Source organism: Selenomonas sp. oral taxon 478, assembly GCF_001189555.1.
In the GTDB taxonomy this organism is placed as follows: Bacteria; Bacillota; Negativicutes; order Selenomonadales; family Selenomonadaceae; genus Centipeda; species Centipeda felix.
The window spans coordinates 2,152,191-2,171,802 of sequence record NZ_CP012071.1; the positions used below are offsets into that span (position 1 = coordinate 2,152,191).

At 51.4% G+C, this 19,612-nt stretch carries 15 protein-coding genes; 1 reads left to right on the forward strand and 14 read right to left on the reverse strand.

Going from position 1 to position 19,612, the window contains the following annotated elements; genetic code table 11:
- Positions 1–19: 19 nt before the first annotated feature.
- The 13 genes from ruvA to smc all read right to left on the reverse strand — a co-directional run bounded on the left by ruvA (position 20) and on the right by smc (position 17,610).
- On the reverse strand, positions 20–619 hold the full coding sequence (gene ruvA / locus ADJ74_RS09970; RefSeq protein ID WP_050343947.1) for a Holliday junction branch migration protein RuvA: 600 nt from the start codon (positions 617–619) through the stop codon (positions 20–22).
- Between the two features lie 72 nt (positions 620–691).
- Complete coding sequence (ruvC, locus tag ADJ74_RS09975) at positions 692–1,186, reverse strand: crossover junction endodeoxyribonuclease RuvC (RefSeq protein WP_050343949.1); 495 nt, start codon at positions 1,184–1,186, stop codon at positions 692–694.
- A 66-nt stretch (positions 1,187–1,252) separates the two neighbouring features.
- Positions 1,253–1,981 carry a YebC/PmpR family DNA-binding transcriptional regulator gene (locus ADJ74_RS09980; RefSeq protein ID WP_009442185.1) on the reverse strand — a complete coding sequence of 243 codons (729 nt, stop codon included), beginning with the start codon at positions 1,979–1,981 and terminating at the stop codon, positions 1,253–1,255.
- A gap of 32 nt (positions 1,982–2,013) precedes the next feature.
- Positions 2,014–3,216 (reverse strand): tyrosine--tRNA ligase, encoded by a 1,203-nt coding sequence (tyrS, locus tag ADJ74_RS09985; protein ID WP_050343951.1) that lies wholly within the window; start codon positions 3,214–3,216, stop codon positions 2,014–2,016.
- A gap of 18 nt (positions 3,217–3,234) precedes the next feature.
- A complete protein-coding gene (locus tag ADJ74_RS09990; protein ID WP_050343953.1) occupies positions 3,235–5,322 on the reverse strand; it encodes a transglycosylase domain-containing protein in 2,088 nt (695 codons plus the stop codon).
- 291 nt (positions 5,323–5,613) lie between these two features.
- Complete coding sequence (locus ADJ74_RS09995) at positions 5,614–7,971, reverse strand: endonuclease MutS2 (RefSeq protein ID WP_050343955.1); 2,358 nt, start codon at positions 7,969–7,971, stop codon at positions 5,614–5,616.
- A 58-nt stretch (positions 7,972–8,029) separates the two neighbouring features.
- Positions 8,030–10,534, reverse strand: coding sequence for a DUF3656 domain-containing protein (locus ADJ74_RS10000; protein ID WP_084708985.1), 2,505 nt, complete (start codon positions 10,532–10,534; stop codon positions 8,030–8,032).
- 8 nt (positions 10,535–10,542) lie between these two features.
- A complete protein-coding gene (scpB, locus tag ADJ74_RS10005) occupies positions 10,543–11,136 on the reverse strand; it encodes an SMC-Scp complex subunit ScpB (protein WP_050343960.1) in 594 nt (197 codons plus the stop codon).
- Positions 11,123–11,851, reverse strand: coding sequence for a ScpA family protein (locus ADJ74_RS10010; RefSeq protein WP_050343962.1), 729 nt, complete (start codon positions 11,849–11,851; stop codon positions 11,123–11,125). The genes scpB and ADJ74_RS10010 overlap by 14 nt, the downstream gene beginning before the upstream one ends.
- A gap of 8 nt (positions 11,852–11,859) precedes the next feature.
- Complete coding sequence (locus ADJ74_RS10015) at positions 11,860–12,489, reverse strand: site-2 protease family protein (RefSeq protein WP_009442192.1); 630 nt, start codon at positions 12,487–12,489, stop codon at positions 11,860–11,862.
- Positions 12,490–12,498: 9 nt separating this feature from the next.
- Complete coding sequence (locus tag ADJ74_RS10020; RefSeq protein ID WP_050343964.1) at positions 12,499–13,050, reverse strand: NUDIX domain-containing protein; 552 nt, start codon at positions 13,048–13,050, stop codon at positions 12,499–12,501.
- Positions 13,051–13,087: 37 nt separating this feature from the next.
- A complete protein-coding gene (gene ftsY, locus ADJ74_RS10025; RefSeq protein WP_050343965.1) occupies positions 13,088–14,020 on the reverse strand; it encodes a signal recognition particle-docking protein FtsY in 933 nt (310 codons plus the stop codon).
- Positions 14,021–14,049: 29 nt separating this feature from the next.
- Positions 14,050–17,610 (reverse strand): chromosome segregation protein SMC, encoded by a 3,561-nt coding sequence (gene smc / locus ADJ74_RS10030; protein WP_050343967.1) that lies wholly within the window; start codon positions 17,608–17,610, stop codon positions 14,050–14,052.
- A 144-nt stretch (positions 17,611–17,754) separates the two neighbouring features.
- Between smc and fba the strand changes: the two genes are divergently transcribed.
- A complete protein-coding gene (gene fba, locus ADJ74_RS10035) occupies positions 17,755–18,753 on the forward strand; it encodes a class II fructose-1,6-bisphosphate aldolase (protein WP_050343969.1) in 999 nt (332 codons plus the stop codon).
- 97 nt (positions 18,754–18,850) lie between these two features.
- Here fba and ADJ74_RS10040 read toward each other — a convergent pair whose 3' ends face one another.
- Positions 18,851–19,564, reverse strand: a complete 714-nt coding sequence (locus ADJ74_RS10040) for an HAD family hydrolase (protein ID WP_009442197.1) — start codon at positions 19,562–19,564, stop codon at positions 18,851–18,853.
- Positions 19,565–19,612 lie beyond the last annotated feature (48 nt).

Consider the following 19,612-nt stretch of genomic DNA (forward strand, 5'->3'; position numbering starts at 1 on the left):
TGTTCCCTCCTCTCCTGGATCAGAGTCGCTGTAGTTCTGCCAATGCATACCGGATCAGCTCCTCCGTATTTTGGCAGGAATGCCTCTGTCGGAATACACGCTGAATCTCACTATCTTGAAAACCAAGCGTGAGAAGCGCTTCTGTCGCTTCAGCGATCATACTATTTTCGGTCTTTGTTCCGACGTTGTTGTCACCTTCCGGCAGATCTGCAACCGAGACATCTGATATCTTGTCTTTCAGCTCCAATAGAATACGCTCAGCCGTCTTCTTTCCAATACCGGGAAGTTTTGTGATACCTTTTACGTCCTTTTGCTGCACCATACGGTAGAAATCATTTACTGTTGCCGAAGAGAGGATTCCCTGAGCGACTTTTGGTCCGATGCCTGAAATGCCGATCAAATGGAGGAACAGATCATATTCTTCCCGCGAAAAGAAGCCATAGAGAAGAATGGCGTCCTCTCGTACGTTTGTATGAATGTAAAGCATGACTTCTGCACTTGGACTGATATGTGCGCGTGTCTGATTGGAAATGAATACGCGATAACCTACATCATGCACATCAAGAAGGCAATAGTCGGATGTGATATGCGTCGCTTTTCCTTTTAGAAATCCGATCATAAATCTACTCTGCTCCTGTCAAAACAAATCCTCGTGAAGTTCAGCCTTCATTTCATCTCGGTCAACATGAGACTACAATCGATTGCGCCAGGCAATTGTGTCCATGCAGTGTACAGCACTGATCGCGACAGCGAGAGCATCCGCCGTGTCATCAGGATGAGGAGCCTCGGCCAGATGGAGGAGTTTCGTCACCATGTAGATGACCTGTTCCTTTGTTGCCTTGCCGTATCCCGTAACGGATTGTTTCACCTGAAGCGGCGTTCTCTCAATCAGCAGAAGGTTATTTTTTGCTGCGGCGAGAAGTACGACCCCACGCGCCTGTCCGACCGGTATGGCTGTCGTAACATTGCGATTGAAGAAGAGCTGTTCCACGCCCATTGCATCGGGGCGATATTTTTGGATGAGTTCATCGAGCACTGTATGGATTTTTAACAGACGCTGTTCCACAGGCATTTTTGATGGTGTTGTAACAGCTCCATAGGCACGTGCATGTAAACGCGACCCATTTTGCTCTACAAATCCGTAACCGCAAATAGCTGTTCCTGGATCAATACCAAGTACTAACATTGTATATTCCTATGCGATTCCTAAAAAAGTGCAGACACGATGTCTGCACTCAAGGAAGGTTGTCGTCTACTCATCCATTTCGTAGTTGCTGTAGACGTTTTGAACATCGTCATTGTCTTCCAGCGCATCAATCAGCGTCTGCATTTTCTCCGCATCTTTGTCAACGAGGTGAACCGTCGTGTCAGGAACCATCGTCACCTCTGCTGATGCCGTTTCAATCCCCTTTTCGCCCAATACAGTCTCAATGGCATCGTAGGCATCCGGCTCAGCGACGATCTCAAAGACATCGTCCTCGGAGCGCATGTCCTCAGCACCCGCCTCCAAAACGAGCTCTAGGAGTGCGTCCTCATCGTCAAAGGTATCTCGTTCGACCACGAAAACAGCTTTCTTTTTGAACATCCATGAGACACAGCCGTCCTGTCCAAGGTTGCCGCCATACTTCGAAAAAAGATGACGCACGTCCGCAGCGGTACGGTTACGGTTATCGGTCAGGATATCGAGCATCACCGCCGTACCACCCGGACCGTAGCCCTCGTAGATCACCTCTTCGTAATTGCTGCCCTCAGTTGCTCCGAGTCCTTTTTGAATGGCGCGATTGATATTGTCCTTCGGAATATTATTGGCCTTTGCCTTGGAAAGCGCCAATTTCAGACGCATATTTCCCGTTGGATCCGCGCCACCCATACGGACAGCAATCGTGATTTCGCGCCCGATCTTCGTCGTGATTTTTCCGCGAATTGCATCATTTGCACCTTTTTTACGCTTGATATTTGCCCATTTTGAATGCCCGGACATTATTTATCTCCTTCCCATCGTCAACGTAGTATTCAGCAAACCAACTGATAGTGCTTCTTTTTTCCTTTTTTCAGCAGTGCTTTCCCCTCTGAAAAATCATCTGCCTGTAAGACATAATGTTCATCAGAGACGCGCGTCTCATTGAGCGTGACACCGCCCTGCTGAATCAAGCGACGCACCTCTCCTTTGGAAGAAAAGACGCCCTCGCGCGTCAGTGCATCAATCAGCTTCTCTCCACATGTCACATGGAGCTGTGGAACCTGTTCAGAGACACCACCACCGAACAGAGCCCGCGCCATCTCCTGTGCCTTATGTGCTTCCTGCTCTCCATGAACGATCTTCGTCACCTCGTAGGCAAGCACTTCCTTCGAGTGATTCATCTCCTGCCCTTCAACGGACGTCAGACGATGCACTTCCTCCATGGGGAGGAATGTGAGCAGAGAGAGACAGGTCAAAACATCCGTATCATCGACGTTCCGCCAATACTGATAGAAATCATAGGGAGAAGTCTTCTTCGGGTCAAGCCAAAGTGCTCCGCCCGCCGTTTTGCCCATTTTCTTTCCATCGCTTTTGGTCAGCAGCTTATTGGTTAGGCCAAATACGGTAATATTCTTCTTGCGACGGCAGAGTTCGACACCGGCGATAATATTCGACCACTGGTCGTCGCCGCCCATTTCAAGGCAACATCCGTAGCGTCGGTTGAGCTCTAGGAAATCATACGCCTGCATAATCATGTAGTTGAACTCAAGGAAGGTAAGCCCTTTCTCCCACCGCTGTTTATAGCTTTCTGCAGCAAGCATACGATTTACTGTAAAGTGTGCTCCAACATCGCGGAGCAGATCAATATAATTGAGCTTGCGCAGCCAGTCGCCGTTATCGACCATGATGGCACGTCCATCCGTAAAATCGATAAAGTGCGAGATCTGTGCCCGAAAACAATCGCAATTATGCGCAATGGTTTCATCGGTCATGACCTTGCGCATATCTGTTCGTCCTGAAGGATCACCTACTGTCCCCGTGCCGCCACCGACAAGACAAATGGGACGATGTCCTGCACGCTGCATGTGGGACATGGCCATAAGTGCAATCAAATGTCCTGCGTGGAGGCTGTCTGCCGTCGGATCGAATCCTGTGTAGAATGTCACCTGTTCATGATCGAGCAGGTCGCGCAGTGCAGCTTCGTCTGTGCACTGTGCAAGAAACCCGCGCTCCTTTAGAATATCAACAGCATTCAATGAATGATCCTCTCTTCTCTAGTTTTGTCCTTTTTCTATCCCCATGCCAGGTTCAGGCGCAGCTCCTGGAGACTCGACCGGTGCAGAACGTACGGGTTCCGCAGGAGCAGTATTTCCCCCGCCCTTGGAAGAGCTTCCAGAGGTCTTTCCCTGCTCCTTCTTTTTCTCATCCGCTGCCTTTTTCTCACCAGAGGACTTCTCATGGTCGACCGCCGTCTCCTCTTTGGCAGACGTGTCAGAATGGGCCGAACTCCCAGCGAAGCTTCGTATGGGCATCTGAGCCAATGCTTTCTGCATAAATGCCTGCCAAATAACGGCGGGGGTCATACCACCGGACATACCGTGCAAGTCACTGACACTGTCATTTCCGATCCACACGCCGGCAACCAGATCCGGTGTATAACCGACGAACCATGCATCATGATAGTCGCTCGTCGTGCCGGTCTTTCCTGCGGCCGGACGTCCGATGTTGGCGCGCGTACCCGTCCCGCGTCGAATGACATCTTCAAGCATCGCCGTCAGTGCCGCCGCATTGTCTGCGGACATAACACTCTTTTCTTTGCGCTCTGCTTCTTCGAGCACCTTCCCGGTACGCGATACGACACGCAGAATAGCAACGGGTTTGACGTGGATGCCACGGTTGGCAAATGTACCATAGGCGCTGGTCAGTTCCAGCGGGGTTACACCGCGCGTCATTCCGCCCAGGGCTGTTGCCAGATTACGGTCATTCGTCGCACCATCCAGGACAAATGTGGAAATTCCCATCTCCTGCGCGTAAAAAATTGCTTTATCGATGCCAATATCCTGTGCGATACGAACGGTTGGAACATTGAGCGACCAGCGTACAACATCGCGCAGACGAACCTTGCCGGAGAAGTTGCGGCTGTAGTTTTGCGGCTCCCAAGAACCGACCTTCAGCGGCTTGTCTTCGATGATGGATTCCGGCGTATACTTGTTCTCGAGTGCGGCAGCAAAAACGAAGGGCTTAAACGCTGAGCCGGGCTGTCTGACTGCCTGTGTCGCACGATTGAACTGATCCGTCCCACGCCCGCCAACCATCGCTTTAATGTAGCCCGTGTGCGGATCGATAGCGACCAATGCTCCCTGTGGCTGAACGATCCCATTGGCATCCGTAAAGTAGGTCGGCAGATTCTTCATCGCCGTCTCTGCCGCGGCCTGCATATCCATGTCGATGGTTGTATATATCTTCAGACCGTCCTTGTAGATCGCATCATCTCCATATTTCTCTGCCAGCTGCTGGAGAACGTAGTCCACAAAATAGGAGGCACTCTTGCCGCCATCATTTGTATTTTTTGCAATATGCAGCGGCTCCTTCTTTGCCGCTGCGGCTTCACTGTCACTGATATAGCCGTACTTAACCATCTGATCGAGCACGACAGCCTTGCGCTCTGTCGCCGCATCCATATTGTTGACCGGCGAGTAATAGTTCGGGCTCTTTGGAATTCCCGCAAGCATGGCACACTCGTTGAGCGTCAGATCCTTGGCATCCTTGCCAAAATAGGTGCGCGCCGCTGCCTGAACACCGTAGGCTCCCTGTCCAAAGTAGATCTGGTTCATGTAGAGCTCAAGAATTTCCTGCTTCGTATACTGCCGTTCCAGCTGCAACGCGAGAAATACTTCCTGTACCTTACGCTTTAGTGTGCGATCCTGTGTCAGGTAAGCATTCTTCGCGAGCTGCTGCGTAATCGTAGAGCCGCCTTCCGTGACCGTTCGGCCGCGAATATTTGCCCAGATCGCGCGGACAATGCCACGTGGGTCAATACCGATATGATCGTAGAATCGATTGTCCTCCACCGCAATAAAAGCATTTTGGAGGTTTTTTGGGATTTCATTGATGCCAATCGGACGACGATTCTCCGCCGCATGGATATTCGCAATCTCATTTCCATGAATATCGTAGATCTGCGACGATGCCGGCGGAACAATATCCTCTGCCAGATTGGATCTGGTATTCAGACTTGCCGTCAGGAAACCACAGCCGACGCCGATGACCATGACAAACAAAATTAGTCCTATGACGAGGATCATCTTTCCCAGGGAAAACCCTGACGACTTCTTCGTTGCTTTCTTTTCGCTCTTCTGCATGGATACCTTCCTAACCTAGGGAAGCATGAAAAATTTAACACCATCATCTTGACGCATCTTTATTGCCCGTACTTCGGCGGAAAATCTAGTGCAGAGCCTTACTCTGCGTCCGGTTTTCCACTCGTTTGGACGAAAAAATACGCCAATCTGACAGATTTCATTTCGTCAGTGATTCCCAAGATGTGTCCATTGGAGGCGCTTTGTGCACTCAATTCCTCTATTGTAACACAAAGTTGGTATTTTGTAAGGAGATTTTCTCAAAAAGCGCGCGACAAGAGGAGTTTTTCACTTCTATTTCAGTGTAACGACGGTTGCACCTGTACCGCCCTCAGAAATATCAGCAAAAGAGAACGCGCGGATGGATTTATTTCGCTTAAAGTAATCACGCAACCCAAGGCGCAGCGCTCCTGTCCCCTTTCCGTGAATGACCAGCACAGTGGAAAGCCCTGCAAAGACAGCATCGTCAATGAATTTCTCAAGAACTGCCTCTGCCTCCAATACGGTCATGCCACGCACATCAATCTGTGGACGAACCTCTGCCGATTTCTGCGCCAATGAACCTCCGACGCGTATCTTGTTGATCTTTTTTTTACGTTTTTGGTGTCCGACAAATGTGCACGCATCCATCTTGACCATCGTACGCAGACCGCCAACTTGAACGCTGAGCTCCTTGCCCTGTACGGAAAGCACTGTACCCTCCTGGGCAAGCGTACGGATGTAAACTGTATCCCCGCTTTGAATCTCATCGGGGCGAACGGGTCTCCCCTCCGCAGGAATTTTCGGCGATATGTTGTGCACATAGGCCTCATTCAATCTTGACCGTGCTGCTTGAATCGCTTTTTGACGTTCCTTGATGCCATGGTCATCAAACTGTTCCTTGAGCGACTGAATGGTCTCCTCGGCACTTCGTCTTGCCTCACGTACAATGTTGTTTGCTTCTTCGCGCGCCTTATGGAGGAGTTCCTGCTTCGACTGCTCAAATGCAGCACGTTCTGCGCGAAGGCGTGCCTCAGCCCTGCCGACATCCGTTTCTTTTTTATAGAGGAGCTGATTTTTTTCCTCATAAATCGTCTTGGCACGTTCCAAATCGTGAACAACGGTTTCAAACTGGGCATGATCCTCGCTTACATATTCTTCCGCCCGTGCAACGATCTCCTCCGGCAGACCGAGTTGGCGGCTGATGAAAAAGGCGTTGCTTGCCCCCGGTATACCGATGAGCAAACGATAGGTCGGACGGAGCGTCTCGAGGTCAAATTCAACCGATGCATTTTCAACGCCTTGCTGTGTATATGCATACGTTTTAAGATCGGCATAATGCGTTGTCGCAACAGTAGCAATGCGATTCATAAGGAAGTGTTCGATGATACTCCGCGCAAGAGCAGCGCCCTCGTCAGGATCAGTTCCCGCGCCGACCTCATCTAGGAGCACCAAGTCGCCGGATGTCGCTCGATCGATGATGCGTACAATATTGCGCGTGTGTGCGGAAAATGTGGATAAACTCTGCTCGATGCTCTGCTCATCCCCAATGTCCGCATAAATATTTTGATAGACCGGTATTTCCGAGCCTGACTCAGCTGGAAGAAAACAGCCTGACTGGGACATCAGCGCAAGAATGCCGAGGGTCTTCATACTGACCGTCTTACCGCCGGTATTCGGCCCCGTGATCAGCAGTGTGGAAAAAGTTTTCCCCAGCTCTATATCAATCGGAACGACCTTGTCCGGAGGGAGCAGTGGATGTCGCGCCCTTTGCAGATGCACATACCCGTCTTTATTCAAAATCGGTGGATAGGCTCTCATCTCACGCGCCAAGGAAGCACGAGCAAAAATGAGATCGAGATCGGACAAAATCGTGCAGTTGGCAGACAAAACATCAGCAGAACGGGCAATTTCACTGGTCAATCGCTGCATAATACGCAGGATTTCCTGCTCGCGTGCAATCCCCATCTGACGCACGGTGTTATTCAGCTCGACAATGGCGAGTGGTTCAATAAACAGTGTCGCGCCGCTTGCGGATTGATCGTGAATGACTCCTGGAAATTGGCTGCGATGTTCCTGCTTGACCGGGATGACATAGCGTTCATCACGCACAGTGACAATAGCTTCCTGAAACATTTTTTGATAGGCTGCATCGTGAAGAATGGAAGAAAGCCGATCCTTTACCCGCGACTGTGCCGTACGCAGCTCATTTGTGATGCGATGAAGGACGGGGCTGGCATCATCGCGAAAATTTCCATATTCGTCAATCGCTGCCTTAAGATTCCGTTCCAACATGCCCAAGATTTCGATGCGCCGCGCCAAGTCTTTCAACAGCTCTGCATCAGCGGACAGATCGCGAAAAAAATACTTCACGTCTCTCATGCCGCCAATGGTGCTCTTGACCAAGCGCAGCTCATCCAGCTCCAGCAGGATGCCTCGGCCTGCCCTTTTAAGAATCTCCTGCAGATGATGGATGCCATCAAATGGAGGCGGCTGAATCTGCACAACCCGCACCGCCTCTTCGGTCTCCCTCTGAAGCCGTGCAACGTGATCATAGTCGGAAGATGGCATGATACTGCTGCATCGTTCTTTCCCATAGGCTGTGGCGGCATACGATGCGAGTCTGGTTTTTATTTTTTCGTATTCTAAAACCTTAAATGACTCCGTGTCCATAAGTACCTCTTTTTATAAAGAATGCGTCAAAATAATGCGACAGAATTGATCCGTGCTTCTACAAGATTCCACGAAAGTAATGACCGCGCGTAATGTCATTTCCTTCCTGCATTTGCAGGCGCTTTTCTTCTTCCTCGGTTAAGGGCAGAGATAGTTTCATCGCATCCCTGTAGGCAGAAACCGTACGCCGCAGCTCATCCGGTGCCGTGCCGCGTCCTTCGATGCGCAGGGTTGTAATCCCCGCACGTAAAATCTTCGGAACATGTGGGAGAAGTGACAGTTTCTTGCTGTTCAATATATGCATACGACAGAATTGATCGGTTACAATGGGAAAATCGATACCCTTGCGGTCATGCAAAAAATATCTTCCTTTTCGGCATGGCATCGTGCACTTTCCCTTATCTAAATTGCCGAGAAAACTTCCGAGCACACAGTATTCCGATACCATCAACGGAAGACGACCGCTGACCATCATGCTGAGCGGGATAGCAGAGTCATGGGCGAGCCGCGCTGCCTGTTTTTCGTTTAACTCCGGTGAAATCGTTGCTTCCTTAAAGCCATAAGCCTGTAAAAAATCAAGAGTTGCTCTATTGTAGCTGATCATGGATGCATCTGCATGAAGAACAGCAGAACAATGCTCCTGCGCGAGATGGGCAGTTCCGATATTATGGACATGAAGAGCAGCAGGTAATTTGTTTTCAAAATGTGCCAGAAGATCTACTAACGCAGAGCATTCACCTTCATGGACGATACGCGGCGTATTATAGTCAATGCGTACGTGATGCGCCTGTGCATAGTCCCAGGCCGTATCATAATCACGCGGCTGCAGATGGCGCCCCTCATAGGACTCACCACCGTAGAGAATCCCATCTGCACCGCCGGAAATTGCTGCTTCGGCAGCCGCAAGGGAATCCACAGAGACCATCAATTTTGCAGGAGGTGCAGTCGACACATTCTCTCGCACAGGAACCATGACGCGACATATCTTTTTTTTCGCCTGAAAACGGCTAAGGCGTATCTCTTCTAGCGCGGCAATCGCTGATCTGCGAAGTTTATTCAGTTCGCTGACGGGAACCATTACTTCCGGATCGATCTCACAGGTGAGTTCTTTCATGACAAACGCCGTTGTTCCCAGGCGTTCCATCTGTGCTTTTGCTATTTCGTCGGTGAGAGGACGCTTTGTCGCGCACACCGGCAGGTACTCACTTTTTTCATCGACACAGTTTCCTGCATCATCTTCAACATGGAGGGTCAGCGGAGCTTGTAGTTTGGCATGAAGGTGCATGGCGACAGGAATCTTAGCAAGCGAATCCGCTGCATAAGAACGGCGCGCCGTCTCCATCAGTTTTGCATCATAGACCTTGAAGGCTCGGTCATGCATACGTACGCGCCCACGGATCCGGAAGGAGACAATATCCCCCGCAGATGCGGCCGGACACTCGCGCCCCTCTTCATCATAGAGATGTTCGATCTCCGCAGAAACGCGTCCTCCGACTTTGACCCAGAAATCCAGCTGATCGCCAACAGCAAGATCACGGGCAAGTTTCAGCGACACCATTTCCGTACGGGCATCATAATCGACGACACGGCCGACCAAGAGCCCCCGATTGTTCGGACGGCGGTCACTCATCATCTGCTTTCCTTGGTGTCTTTCCATGTATGCTGTTGTGAAGTCCCGATTAAACACCTGCGCCAGATGATCGCGATCATCATCGTCGATCGGTGGATTTTTTTCAGCTAGATAGTGATCGATCGCCTTTCGGTACGTGCGGACAATGGTCGCAACATACTCAGGACGTTTCATCCGCCCCTCAATCTTCAGCGAATATATTCCTGCGTCGAGCAGCTGTGGAATCAGATCAACGGCATTCAGATCGCGCGGAGAGAGCAAGAAATTCCCGGCAGAATCGCCGAGCACATCTCGTCCTGCCTCATCGATCAGTGTATACGGAAGGCGGCAGGGCTGTGCACAGCGGCCACGATTTCCACTGCGCCCGCCGATCATGCTGCTCATCAGACATTGTCCTGAGTAACAGACACAGAGTGCGCCATGCACAAAGCATTCGATCTCAACACTGCTCTCACGGCATATCTTCTGTATCTCAGGAATGGACAATTCCCGTGCGAGAACGACGCGGGAAAACCCAAGCGCTGCAAGAGCCTTTACCCCTTCACTGTTGTGGATGGTCATCTGCGTACTCGCATGCAGCGGAAGAGACGGTGCGATTTGCTGTGCCAGACGTGCCGCGCCGAGATCCTGTACCAATATAGCATCTGCTCCAACCGAGGAAAGAAAGGATAGGTATTCCTTTAACTTAGGGAGTTCCTCATTGTCGATGATCGTATTGACAGCGACGTGTACCTGAACGTTCTTCAGATGCGCATAGCGGATGACATCGCTCAGTTCCTGCTCGTCAAAATTGGCCGCATAGGCACGCGCACCAAACATTTTTCCCGCGAGATAGACGGCATTCGCTCCATTTTCAACAGCAGCATAAAAAGCCTCTTTCGTTCCCGCAGGCGCGAGCAGTTCTACCAATGATTCCACCCCTTTATTTCGCATAAGCTAAGTTATTCTTCTTCCGTAGAATCCGATGCCCCCTGCATCTCCTCAAATAGACGCAGCTGGTCATCATCCAGCGTCTTCTTTATATCGTCGATGTTCGGTAAGGCAGGAAGATCCTCTATCCGCGCTAGGCCAAAGGAGCGCAAAAACAAATCTGTCGTTCCATACAGAATGGGACGCCCGACGACGGGTTTACGTCCCATTTCACAGATAAGTTCCAGCTCCATCAACCGTCCAATGGAGCGTTCGGCGCGCACCCCGCGGATGTGTTCTACCTCCTGCTTGGTGATGGGCTGCCGATAGGCAATAATGGAGAGGGTTTCCATCGCAGACGAGGACAGTGTCGGCTGTATTTTTTCAGCGAGCTTCTGCACCCACGGAAAGGCACTGGGGTGCGTCACGAGCTGATAGCCGCCTGCCGATCTGCGCAAAAATATTCCGCGCCCCTGCGCAGCGATATCGCGTTCGAGGACGGTCAGCGCCTCCTGCACCTCCCACTCCGGAACCTCGATGATCTCTGCCAGTTTTGAGAGGGGAAGCGGTGCACCTGCGGCAAACAGAACGGCTTCAAGAATACTCGAGCGGCTAAGAGACTGCACTGCTGCCCTCCTTTGTTGAAATCGTAATCACATGATACAGACATTCCTGCGTAACGAGTACCGTCTGCATCTTGACGAGCTCCAGCAGTGCCAAAAAGGCAGAGAGCAGCTCTTCCCGCGTTCCGCTGGGAAACGCGTCGCTCAGTTTCATGCGGCCATGATGTGTATGGAGAAGAGACAGAATATCCGCCATCTTATCCTGCACACGATACTCCTCCGCTGAAATGACAACCGTCGGGATGCGTGGCTTCTCCTGCGCGCGCAGGACATCCGAAAAAGCCCGCAGCAGCGCATCAGGAGAAAGACCAAGCAGCGGCATGCGATGCGCAGGGAGCGGCATGGGAGAGCGTTCCACATAGGGACTTTGTGCATCGTTCATCGTTGCGAGAAGCGACGCGATTTCTTTGAATCGACGATACACCAACAGACGTTCGACAAGTTCCTTGCGCGGATCTTCTTCTTGCTCTTCATCCGTTTCGGCCGGAGGAAGCAGCATACGGGCTTTAATCCGCAGCAATGTTGCCGCCATGACCAAGAACTCGCTGGCATATTCAATATCGAACTGGTAGAGTCTGTCAATATGATCTAAATACTGGCGCGTCAAATCGGCAATCGGTATATCATAGAGATCGATCTTATTCTTTTCAATAAGATGCATGAGCAGATCCATGGGCCCCTCAAACGCAGCTAATTTGACCAGATAATCATCCTTCATGACACAGCCTAAAACAGGAGTGCTGACCCAAGCACTTTATAGAATCCGTAGACCAAGCGAAAGAGCGGCATCAGCACAACGCTCAGAATCGGTGTCGCAATAAATACGATCATGATGAGAATACTGTATCGTTCTATCGACTGATAACGATAAGCAAGATCCGGCGGCAGCAGGTTGCGGAGAATATGCGAGCCATCGAGCGGCGGAATAGGAAGCATATTGAAAATGGCGAAGTTCACGTTGTAGACAAAGATCATCTGTATGATCGTATAGGTGATCTGCGAGACATCAAGGCGGTGTGCATTGATCAGCAGCATAACGTAAAAAGCCACAAAGCCGAGGAACAAATTCATCATCGGCCCCGCGAGTGATACGAGGATATCGTCACGTTTGGGCTGACGAAAATTGCTTGGATTGATCATGACCGGCTTTGCCCATCCGAATCGTACCAAGAAGAGCATCAGGAGACCAATGGGGTCGATATGGGCCGTTGGGTTCAACGTCAACCGCCCCATGAGACGCGGGGTAAAGTCCCCCAGAGAGACGGCGGCACGCGCATGCGCATACTCGTGAAAGGTCATTGCAATGACAAGCCCGGGAATGCCGAGCAGCATTTCCTGTAAATCAAATCCGAACATCAATATCTCCTATGACTCGATGGGACAATGCGGCGCTGCCATCATCAGCGAGATGATGGTTTTGGCATCGATGATTTCTCCTGTATTGACCAGATGCAGTGCTTCTTTTAGCGGCATTTGTACCACATTGACAAACTCATCTTCATCCGTATGCTGTCGTCCGGAGGAAAGCTGACGTGCGAGGTACAGATGAATGTACTCATTCGAAAAGCCGACGGTGGTTGCAATTGTCGTCAGTTTATCGTATTGCTCCGCGGTGTAGCCCGTCTCCTCCGACAGCTCCCGCCGCGCACAGTGCAGCGGATCTTCCCCCTCGGCATCAAGCTTTCCGGCGGGGACTTCCAAGGTAACCTTTCCGATCGGGTGGCGATATTGCCGCACGAGAATAACATTTCCATCGGGGAGAAGCGGAAGTACGGCCGCAGCCCCCGGATGGCGAATCCACTCGCGCACCCCCTCTTTTCCGTTCGGCAGACGCACGGTATCGCGGCGCACATGAAGCAGCGTGCCATCAAATATATCCTCGCTGCGAACGGTATGCTCGATCAGATCTTCATACATCGACGATTCCTTCTTTCGTTATAGATATCCGTATCTATCATGCTTCTGCATCTTCGCGTTTGGCAAACAGTGCGTTGACGAAATCCTCCGCATGAAAGGGACGTAAGTCGTCAATGCCCTCGCCTACGCCAATCCACTTGATGGGAATGTCGAGCTGCGCGGTGATGCCGATCGTAACGCCGCCCTTTGCCGTACCGTCCAGCTTGGTAAGGACGACGCCGGTGACAGGGGCTGCCTGCGAAAATAATTCCGCCTGGCTGATCGCGTTCTGCCCCGTCCCTGCATCGAGAACAAGGAGTGTTTCATGTGGAGCCCCCGGCACCTCGCGTCCGATCACACGGTAGATCTTCTCCAGTTCCTGCATGAGATTGGACTTTGTCTGGAGGCGCCCCGCCGTATCCACTATGACAAGCTCCGTTCTGCGTGCCTTTGCCGCCTGAAGCGCATCAAACACAACGGCGGCGGGATCCGATCCTTCGCCATGTTTAATGACTTGGACATCCGCTCGCTTACCCCAAACCTCAAGCTGCTCGATGGCGGCTGCGCGAAACGTATCCGCCGCCGCCAGCAAAACACTTTTGCCCTGGTGGCGGTAGTAGGCACTCAGCTTCCCAATGGTCGTCGTCTTGCCGACGCCATTTGTCCCAACCACCAAGATCACCGTTGGAGGGCAATCCGCCATGGGCGTATCACTCTCTCCGCGATCCAAGATACGGACAATTTCTTTTTCCAGAAAAGGAATCAAGTCATCCGGCGTCTGAATTTCCTTATTTCTGATCCCCTTTCGTACAGACGCGATCAGCATCTCCGTCGTCTTGACGCCAACATCAGCCATCAAAAGGGTTTCTTCCAGCTCATCGATGAGATCGTCATCAATGTCAGCATAGCCAATAATCAAGCGTTCAATGCTATGGGTAAAATTCTCCCGTGTCTTCGTTAAGCCTTTTTTCAGGCGATCAAAGAATCCCACGACAACTCCTTTCTCTGAGGAAGCACTGATTAGGCGCTCTGTTCTGCCTCATAATCCTTCAAGCGGATTGACAGCACCTTGGAGACACCGGCATCCTCCACGGTAACGCCGTACATCGTATCCGCTGCCCGCATGGTTCCCTTTCGATGCGTGACCACAATAAACTGCGTGTGTTTTGCAAACTCCTGCAGGAAGTCACCGAAGCGCGACACATTTGCCTCATCCAGCGGCGCATCAATCTCGTCGAGAATGGAAAATGGAGACGGCCGATAGCGAAGAAAGGAAAACAACAAGGCGATCACCGTGAGTGCACGCTCACCACCGGATAGAGCAGACAGATTCTGCCGTTTCTTATCCGGCAGGGTAACGAGAATCTCAACACCACTGTTCAGAATATCTTCCTTGTCCGTCAGCCGCAATTCTGCGATTCCTCCGCCAAAGAGCCGCACAAATATCTCGTTGAAATACTCCTGAATCTGACGGAATGCTTCGCGGAATGTCCGGGTCATATCCTGGTCTATCTTTTGAATGATCTGCTCGATATCCTGTTTGGCCGATTTCAGATCCTCTACTTGGCGTTCTTCTTCCTCGTATCGTGCTTTCTTTTCTTCGTACTCCTCTATGGCATTCGGATTGACTGTGCCAAGTGATTGAATGGCGGATTCAAGCTCGCGCAGATGTGCGCTGACTACCTGCGGCTCTGCATGCTTCGCCTTTGCATACGCCGATTCGGGAGTGAGGCCAAAATCGCTCAGTAAACGCTCACGACAGTCCCCCATACGCAGATGAACCCGTTCCACGAGCTTATCGCACTCATGCCGTTTGGAGCGGATCTCTTCCAAATTTATGAGACATTTCTTCAGTGCCTCATCCAAAACGCGCACGTCTGCTTCATGAGCAAGACGTGTATCCCGGAGATCACTGCTGTTTTTTCTGCTCTCACGAAGGAGTTTCTCCTGTGCAGATATCTCCTCTGAGAGCGATGCGATTCGCGCTGTCCCCTCTGTCAGTTCCTCAGACAGCTGTTTCTCTTGGGCAGTAATATCACTTTGTGTCTTACGGGCATCCTGCTCTTCCAATACGCGGGACTTACGATGCATTTCCTCCGTATCAATGGAGGTTCGAAGTGAGGCAAGCTCCACTTCGAGTGCATGGATGGCGTCCGCTGTCTTTTTTAATGCAGCACCGTACTCCCTGCCAGCCTGATTCAGCTTCTCCTGTTCATGGATAAAGCGAGACTCATGTACCTCACACTGAGCGATATGACGCTCGAGCTGCACACGTTTCTTGGCGAGCTGTGCGGAGTATATGGCACGTTCCTGCTCAGCATGTTCCATCTTCTGGATGGCCTCTGCATGATCCAGTGCACGCGCCTGCAGCAGTTCACGATTTCCATTGTTTTTTAATAGTTCACCCGACAGTTGCTCGATTTGCTTCGTACAACGCTGAACGTCACGATCTTTTATTTGCCACGCATTCTGATGCTCTTCTCGTGCAGCACGACATGCGCCGCATAGTTTGCTTTTCGCTGCAATATCCGCCTCAGTTTCCTCGATCTCCGCATGGCGATTGAGCAGCATTGTCTGCTGTTTCCTTCGCCCTCCACCCGAAAGTGACCCGCCGGGATTCAGCAACTCTCCGGTAAGTGTTACGATGCGAAGACGATAACCTTCCTTCTTCGCTGTCACAAGAGCATCGTCGAGGGTTTCCATCACCAGTGTCTGACCAAGGAGATGATCCACGACACGCTGAAATTGTCCATCCGCTTGAACGAGTGTATTCGCCCAGCCGATGATGCCTTTATGCTGCTTGACATCTATATCCCGTGGAGAACGCACAGCGATCGTCGTCAGTGGGAGAAAGGTGACGCGTCCGCCATGATTCCGTTTCAGATAGCCGATTGCTTCCTTTGCCGTCTGTGCATCTTCGGTGACAATATTGCGCACACTCCCGCCGAGCGCTGCTTCCATTGCCGCAAGGAAGCGCTGCGGAATACGAATGAGATCAGCGACGGTTCCCGCCACGTGGCTGCGCCATGCCTCCTGTGCACGGAGGACGATCTGTACGTCCTTGCCAAATCCCTCATAGCTCTCCTGCATACGCCGAAGAAACTCCAGACTCTGCTGTGCACGGAGCATCTCGCCCTCCGTCTGTCGGATCTGCCGTTCATCGTTCTCCTGTGCGTGGCGCAGTTCTTCCATCTCTTTTTGGATGCGGCTGCATTTTTCTTTCACCCCGCACAATTCTTCTTCGATATGGCGGGCATCATCCTCTGCTGCTGTAAGTTCAGACTGTGTCTCTATCAACAGTGACCTTCTTCGGGCAAGCTCCTCCTGTGCCGATGCCGCATGGTCGCTGTCTTGATGCGCCCCCGATACGGCAGCAAGTTTTTCACGCAGGCGTGCCAACACACGCTGCACGGCGTGCCGTGCATGCGCATTACGCTCCTGTTCCTTTTCCTCTGTATGCACGAGAGCCTGCACGCGTTCAAGTTCAGCACATGCCTCATGCAGCGCATGTTCTTTTCCGGTACATTCCTCTCTTTTCCGTACGAGGAGAGCATCAATCTGAGCAATTTCCTGTAGTGTCGTCTGAATCTTAACTTCGGCAGACTGGCGCTGTTGCTCAATATATGCTTTTCGTTTCTCTCCTTCATCCCGGCGCCCTTCCAGGAGAGCAGCTTCTCTGGTTAAATGATCCAGCTTAGATTGAAGCTCTGTACTCTTTTGTTCCTGTTCCCCCATACGGAGATCAATAGCAGCCATTTTCTCTTCGAGCGCAGTCTTCTGATCTTCTTTTTCTTTCCTCTCCTGCATCGCACGTATCTCTGCCTCTTCGTGCACATGCAGCTCTCGATCAGCGGATTCCTGTTCTTTTCGCAGGCTTTCGTGCTGCTGGACGAGGGCGGTCAGCTGGTAGCTCCGTCGCTCTGAATCCAGTGCGCGGAACTGTTTGGTCTTTTCCGCCTGTTGGGACAACGGCTGAAGCTCAGCAGCCTGCGCGTGCATAATATCGCTCAGGCGCACGAGGTCAGCATCATTGTCACGCAGCTTGCGGAGTGCCTCCTGTTTGCGCGTACGGTATTTGGTGATCCCCGCAGTTTCCTCGAAAAAAACGCGCCGATCTTCCGGACGGCTGTCAAGGATATCGTTCAGGCGATTCTGTCCGATGATGCTCATACCATCGTGTCCGATCCCTGTGTCGGCAAACAACTGATATATATCCTTGATACGGCAACGGGAATCGTTCAGATATATTTCACTGTCCCCATTGCGATACAGTCGGCGCTTGACCACAACCTCCTCGTAGTCAATGGGCAGCGTCTTATCCGTATTGTCAAATACAAGAATTACCTCTGCCACACTCAACGCACGCCGTGCAGAAGAGCCGGCAAAGATGATGTCCTCGGCACGCAGCCCACGCAGCATACGGATATTCTGTTCCCCCAGGACCCAGCGCACTGCGTCGGTAATATTGCTTTTTCCACTGCCATTCGGTCCCACAACCGCTGTGATTCCCTGATCAAACTGGACGACAATTCGCTCGGCGAATGACTTGAACCCATAAGCCTCCAAGCGCTTTAACTGCACGCGATGCACCCGCCTTTACCGATTAGTGTTCCCATTATAGCAGAACCGATGGGAAATTTCAAAAAGCGGTATCTTCACTCAATAATCTATGCTATAATTAAGGCATTCGATGAATCATTGTTAATCTGTTTAGGGGGTAATCACATGCCACTCGTCGGAACAAAAGAAATGTTTAAGAAAGCCTACGACGGCGGATATGCCATCGGCGCTTTCAACGTCAACAACATGGAGATTGTCCAGGGGATTACGGATGCCGCCGGAGAGTTGAAGTCTCCGCTGATTCTGCAGGTCTCCGCAGGTGCACGCAAGTACGCCCGTCATGAGTACCTTGTCCATCTCGTCAAGGCAGCACTTGAAATCAATGATATTCCCATCGCACTTCACCTCGACCACGGCGCAGATTTTGACATCTGCAAGGCGTGCATCGATGGCGGTTTCACCTCCGTCATGATCGACGGCTCGCATCTCCCCTACACAGAAAACGTGGCACTTGCTAAGCGCGTTGCCGAGTATGCACATGCACACGGCGTTGTTGTCGAGGCAGAACTTGGTCAGCTGGCAGGTATCGAAGACGATGTCAATGTCTCGGCAGAAAATGCGTCCTACACGAAGCCGGAGGAAGTACAGGACTTTGTCGAGAAGACGGGGGTTGACTCCCTCGCTATCGCGATCGGCACGTCGCACGGCGCATTTAAGTTTACGCCGGAGCAGTGCACGCGCAATGCGGACGGCGTTCTTGTACCGCCCCCGCTCCGCTTTGATATTCTTGAAGAGATCGAGAAGCGTATCCCGGGATTCCCCATCGTGCTCCATGGTGCGTCCTCTGTTATTCCGAAGTACGTCAAGATCATCAACGAGAACGGCGGTCACATGCCGGATGCGGTCGGCATTCCCGAGGATCAGCTCCGTCGTGGTGCAAAGTCGGCCGTCTGCAAGATCAACATCGATTCCGATCTGCGTCTTGCGATGACGGCAGGCATCCGCGAGCACTTCAAGAAGGAGCCGTCGCACTTTGACCCGCGTCAGTACCTGTCTGATGGTCGTAACTACATCAAGGAGCTTGTTGCTCACAAGATCAAGGAAGTCCTCGGCTCGGATGGAAAGGCACCCGAAGTTCAGGCTCTCATCGACCAGAATAAGTAATTCTGCGACTTAAGCAGTACAAAATAGCTCATCCATAAGGATGAGCTATTTTTATGCTATTTCAGGTTTCAGGAATCACTGATAAATGCTGTTCAAATCATCCGCGCACGGCTTTCACAACGACCGAAAGCAATTTATCCTCGGACGAAACCTCGGTAAATGACAGACCCGCAGCATCCGTCGGCACGGCACGATCACGACGATTGTACCAAACAGCACTCCAGCCTGCCTCTATCGCACCTTTCACATCCATCTCAAACGCATCACCGACATAGAGAAGCCCTGCTTTATCCAAATCCATACGTTCCTCCATCAGTTGGAAAATGCGGGGGTCTGGTTTACGAAACTTGTGGTCACCTGATACGATCATTGTCTCTTCCGGTATCCATTTTGAGAGACCAAGAGAAGCTATCTTTTTTCTCTGATGTGCAGATTCACCATTGGTAATCACACCGAGTTTGGCGCGCGGACGAAGCTCGTTGAACATACGGATCATCATCGGCGAGAGCCGAATCTGATACTGGAGCCCCATATAGACGCGCTGAAACGCCAACGCCTGCGCATCCGTCGTCTGAACATCAGCTTCTTCCAACGTTTTTTGGATGCGATAAATATAGAATTGCTCCATACTGATTTTCCCTGTTTGCGACTCCTCAAACCGCTCGTCGCTATGGCGGCGGAAGGACAGAAAGAGAGATGGCAAGTCGAACTCACTGCGCTCCCCATAGAGTCTTCGTAATGCAGCATAGAATGGCTGAGCCATATCATACAGCGTGTCATCAACATCAAACACTACGCCCTGTATTCTCATAACTTCCTCATTTCATATAACTCTTATGACTCTTATTCCTATTATAAG

Coding starts and splice junctions, on each gene's coding strand:
- ADJ74_RS09990 (WP_050343953.1), bottom strand. CDS start 5,322: ATGCAGAAGAGCGAAAAGAAAGCAACGAAGAAGTCGTCAGGGTTTTCC.
- ADJ74_RS10010 (WP_050343962.1), bottom strand. CDS start 11,851: ATGAAGGATGATTATCTGGTCAAATTAGCTGCGTTTGAGGGGCCCATG.
- ruvA (WP_050343947.1), bottom strand. CDS start 619: ATGATCGGATTTCTAAAAGGAAAAGCGACGCATATCACATCCGACTAT.
- ADJ74_RS10015 (WP_009442192.1), bottom strand. CDS start 12,489: ATGTTCGGATTTGATTTACAGGAAATGCTGCTCGGCATTCCCGGGCTT.
- ruvC (WP_050343949.1), bottom strand. CDS start 1,186: ATGTTAGTACTTGGTATTGATCCAGGAACAGCTATTTGCGGTTACGGA.
- ADJ74_RS10000 (WP_084708985.1), bottom strand. CDS start 10,534: ATGCGAAATAAAGGGGTGGAATCATTGGTAGAACTGCTCGCGCCTGCG.
- fba (WP_050343969.1), top strand. CDS start 17,755: ATGCCACTCGTCGGAACAAAAGAAATGTTTAAGAAAGCCTACGACGGC.
- ADJ74_RS10040 (WP_009442197.1), bottom strand. CDS start 19,564: ATGAGAATACAGGGCGTAGTGTTTGATGTTGATGACACGCTGTATGAT.
- ADJ74_RS09995 (WP_050343955.1), bottom strand. CDS start 7,971: ATGGACACGGAGTCATTTAAGGTTTTAGAATACGAAAAAATAAAAACC.
- ADJ74_RS10020 (WP_050343964.1), bottom strand. CDS start 13,050: ATGTATGAAGATCTGATCGAGCATACCGTTCGCAGCGAGGATATATTT.
- ADJ74_RS09980 (WP_009442185.1), bottom strand. CDS start 1,981: ATGTCCGGGCATTCAAAATGGGCAAATATCAAGCGTAAAAAAGGTGCA.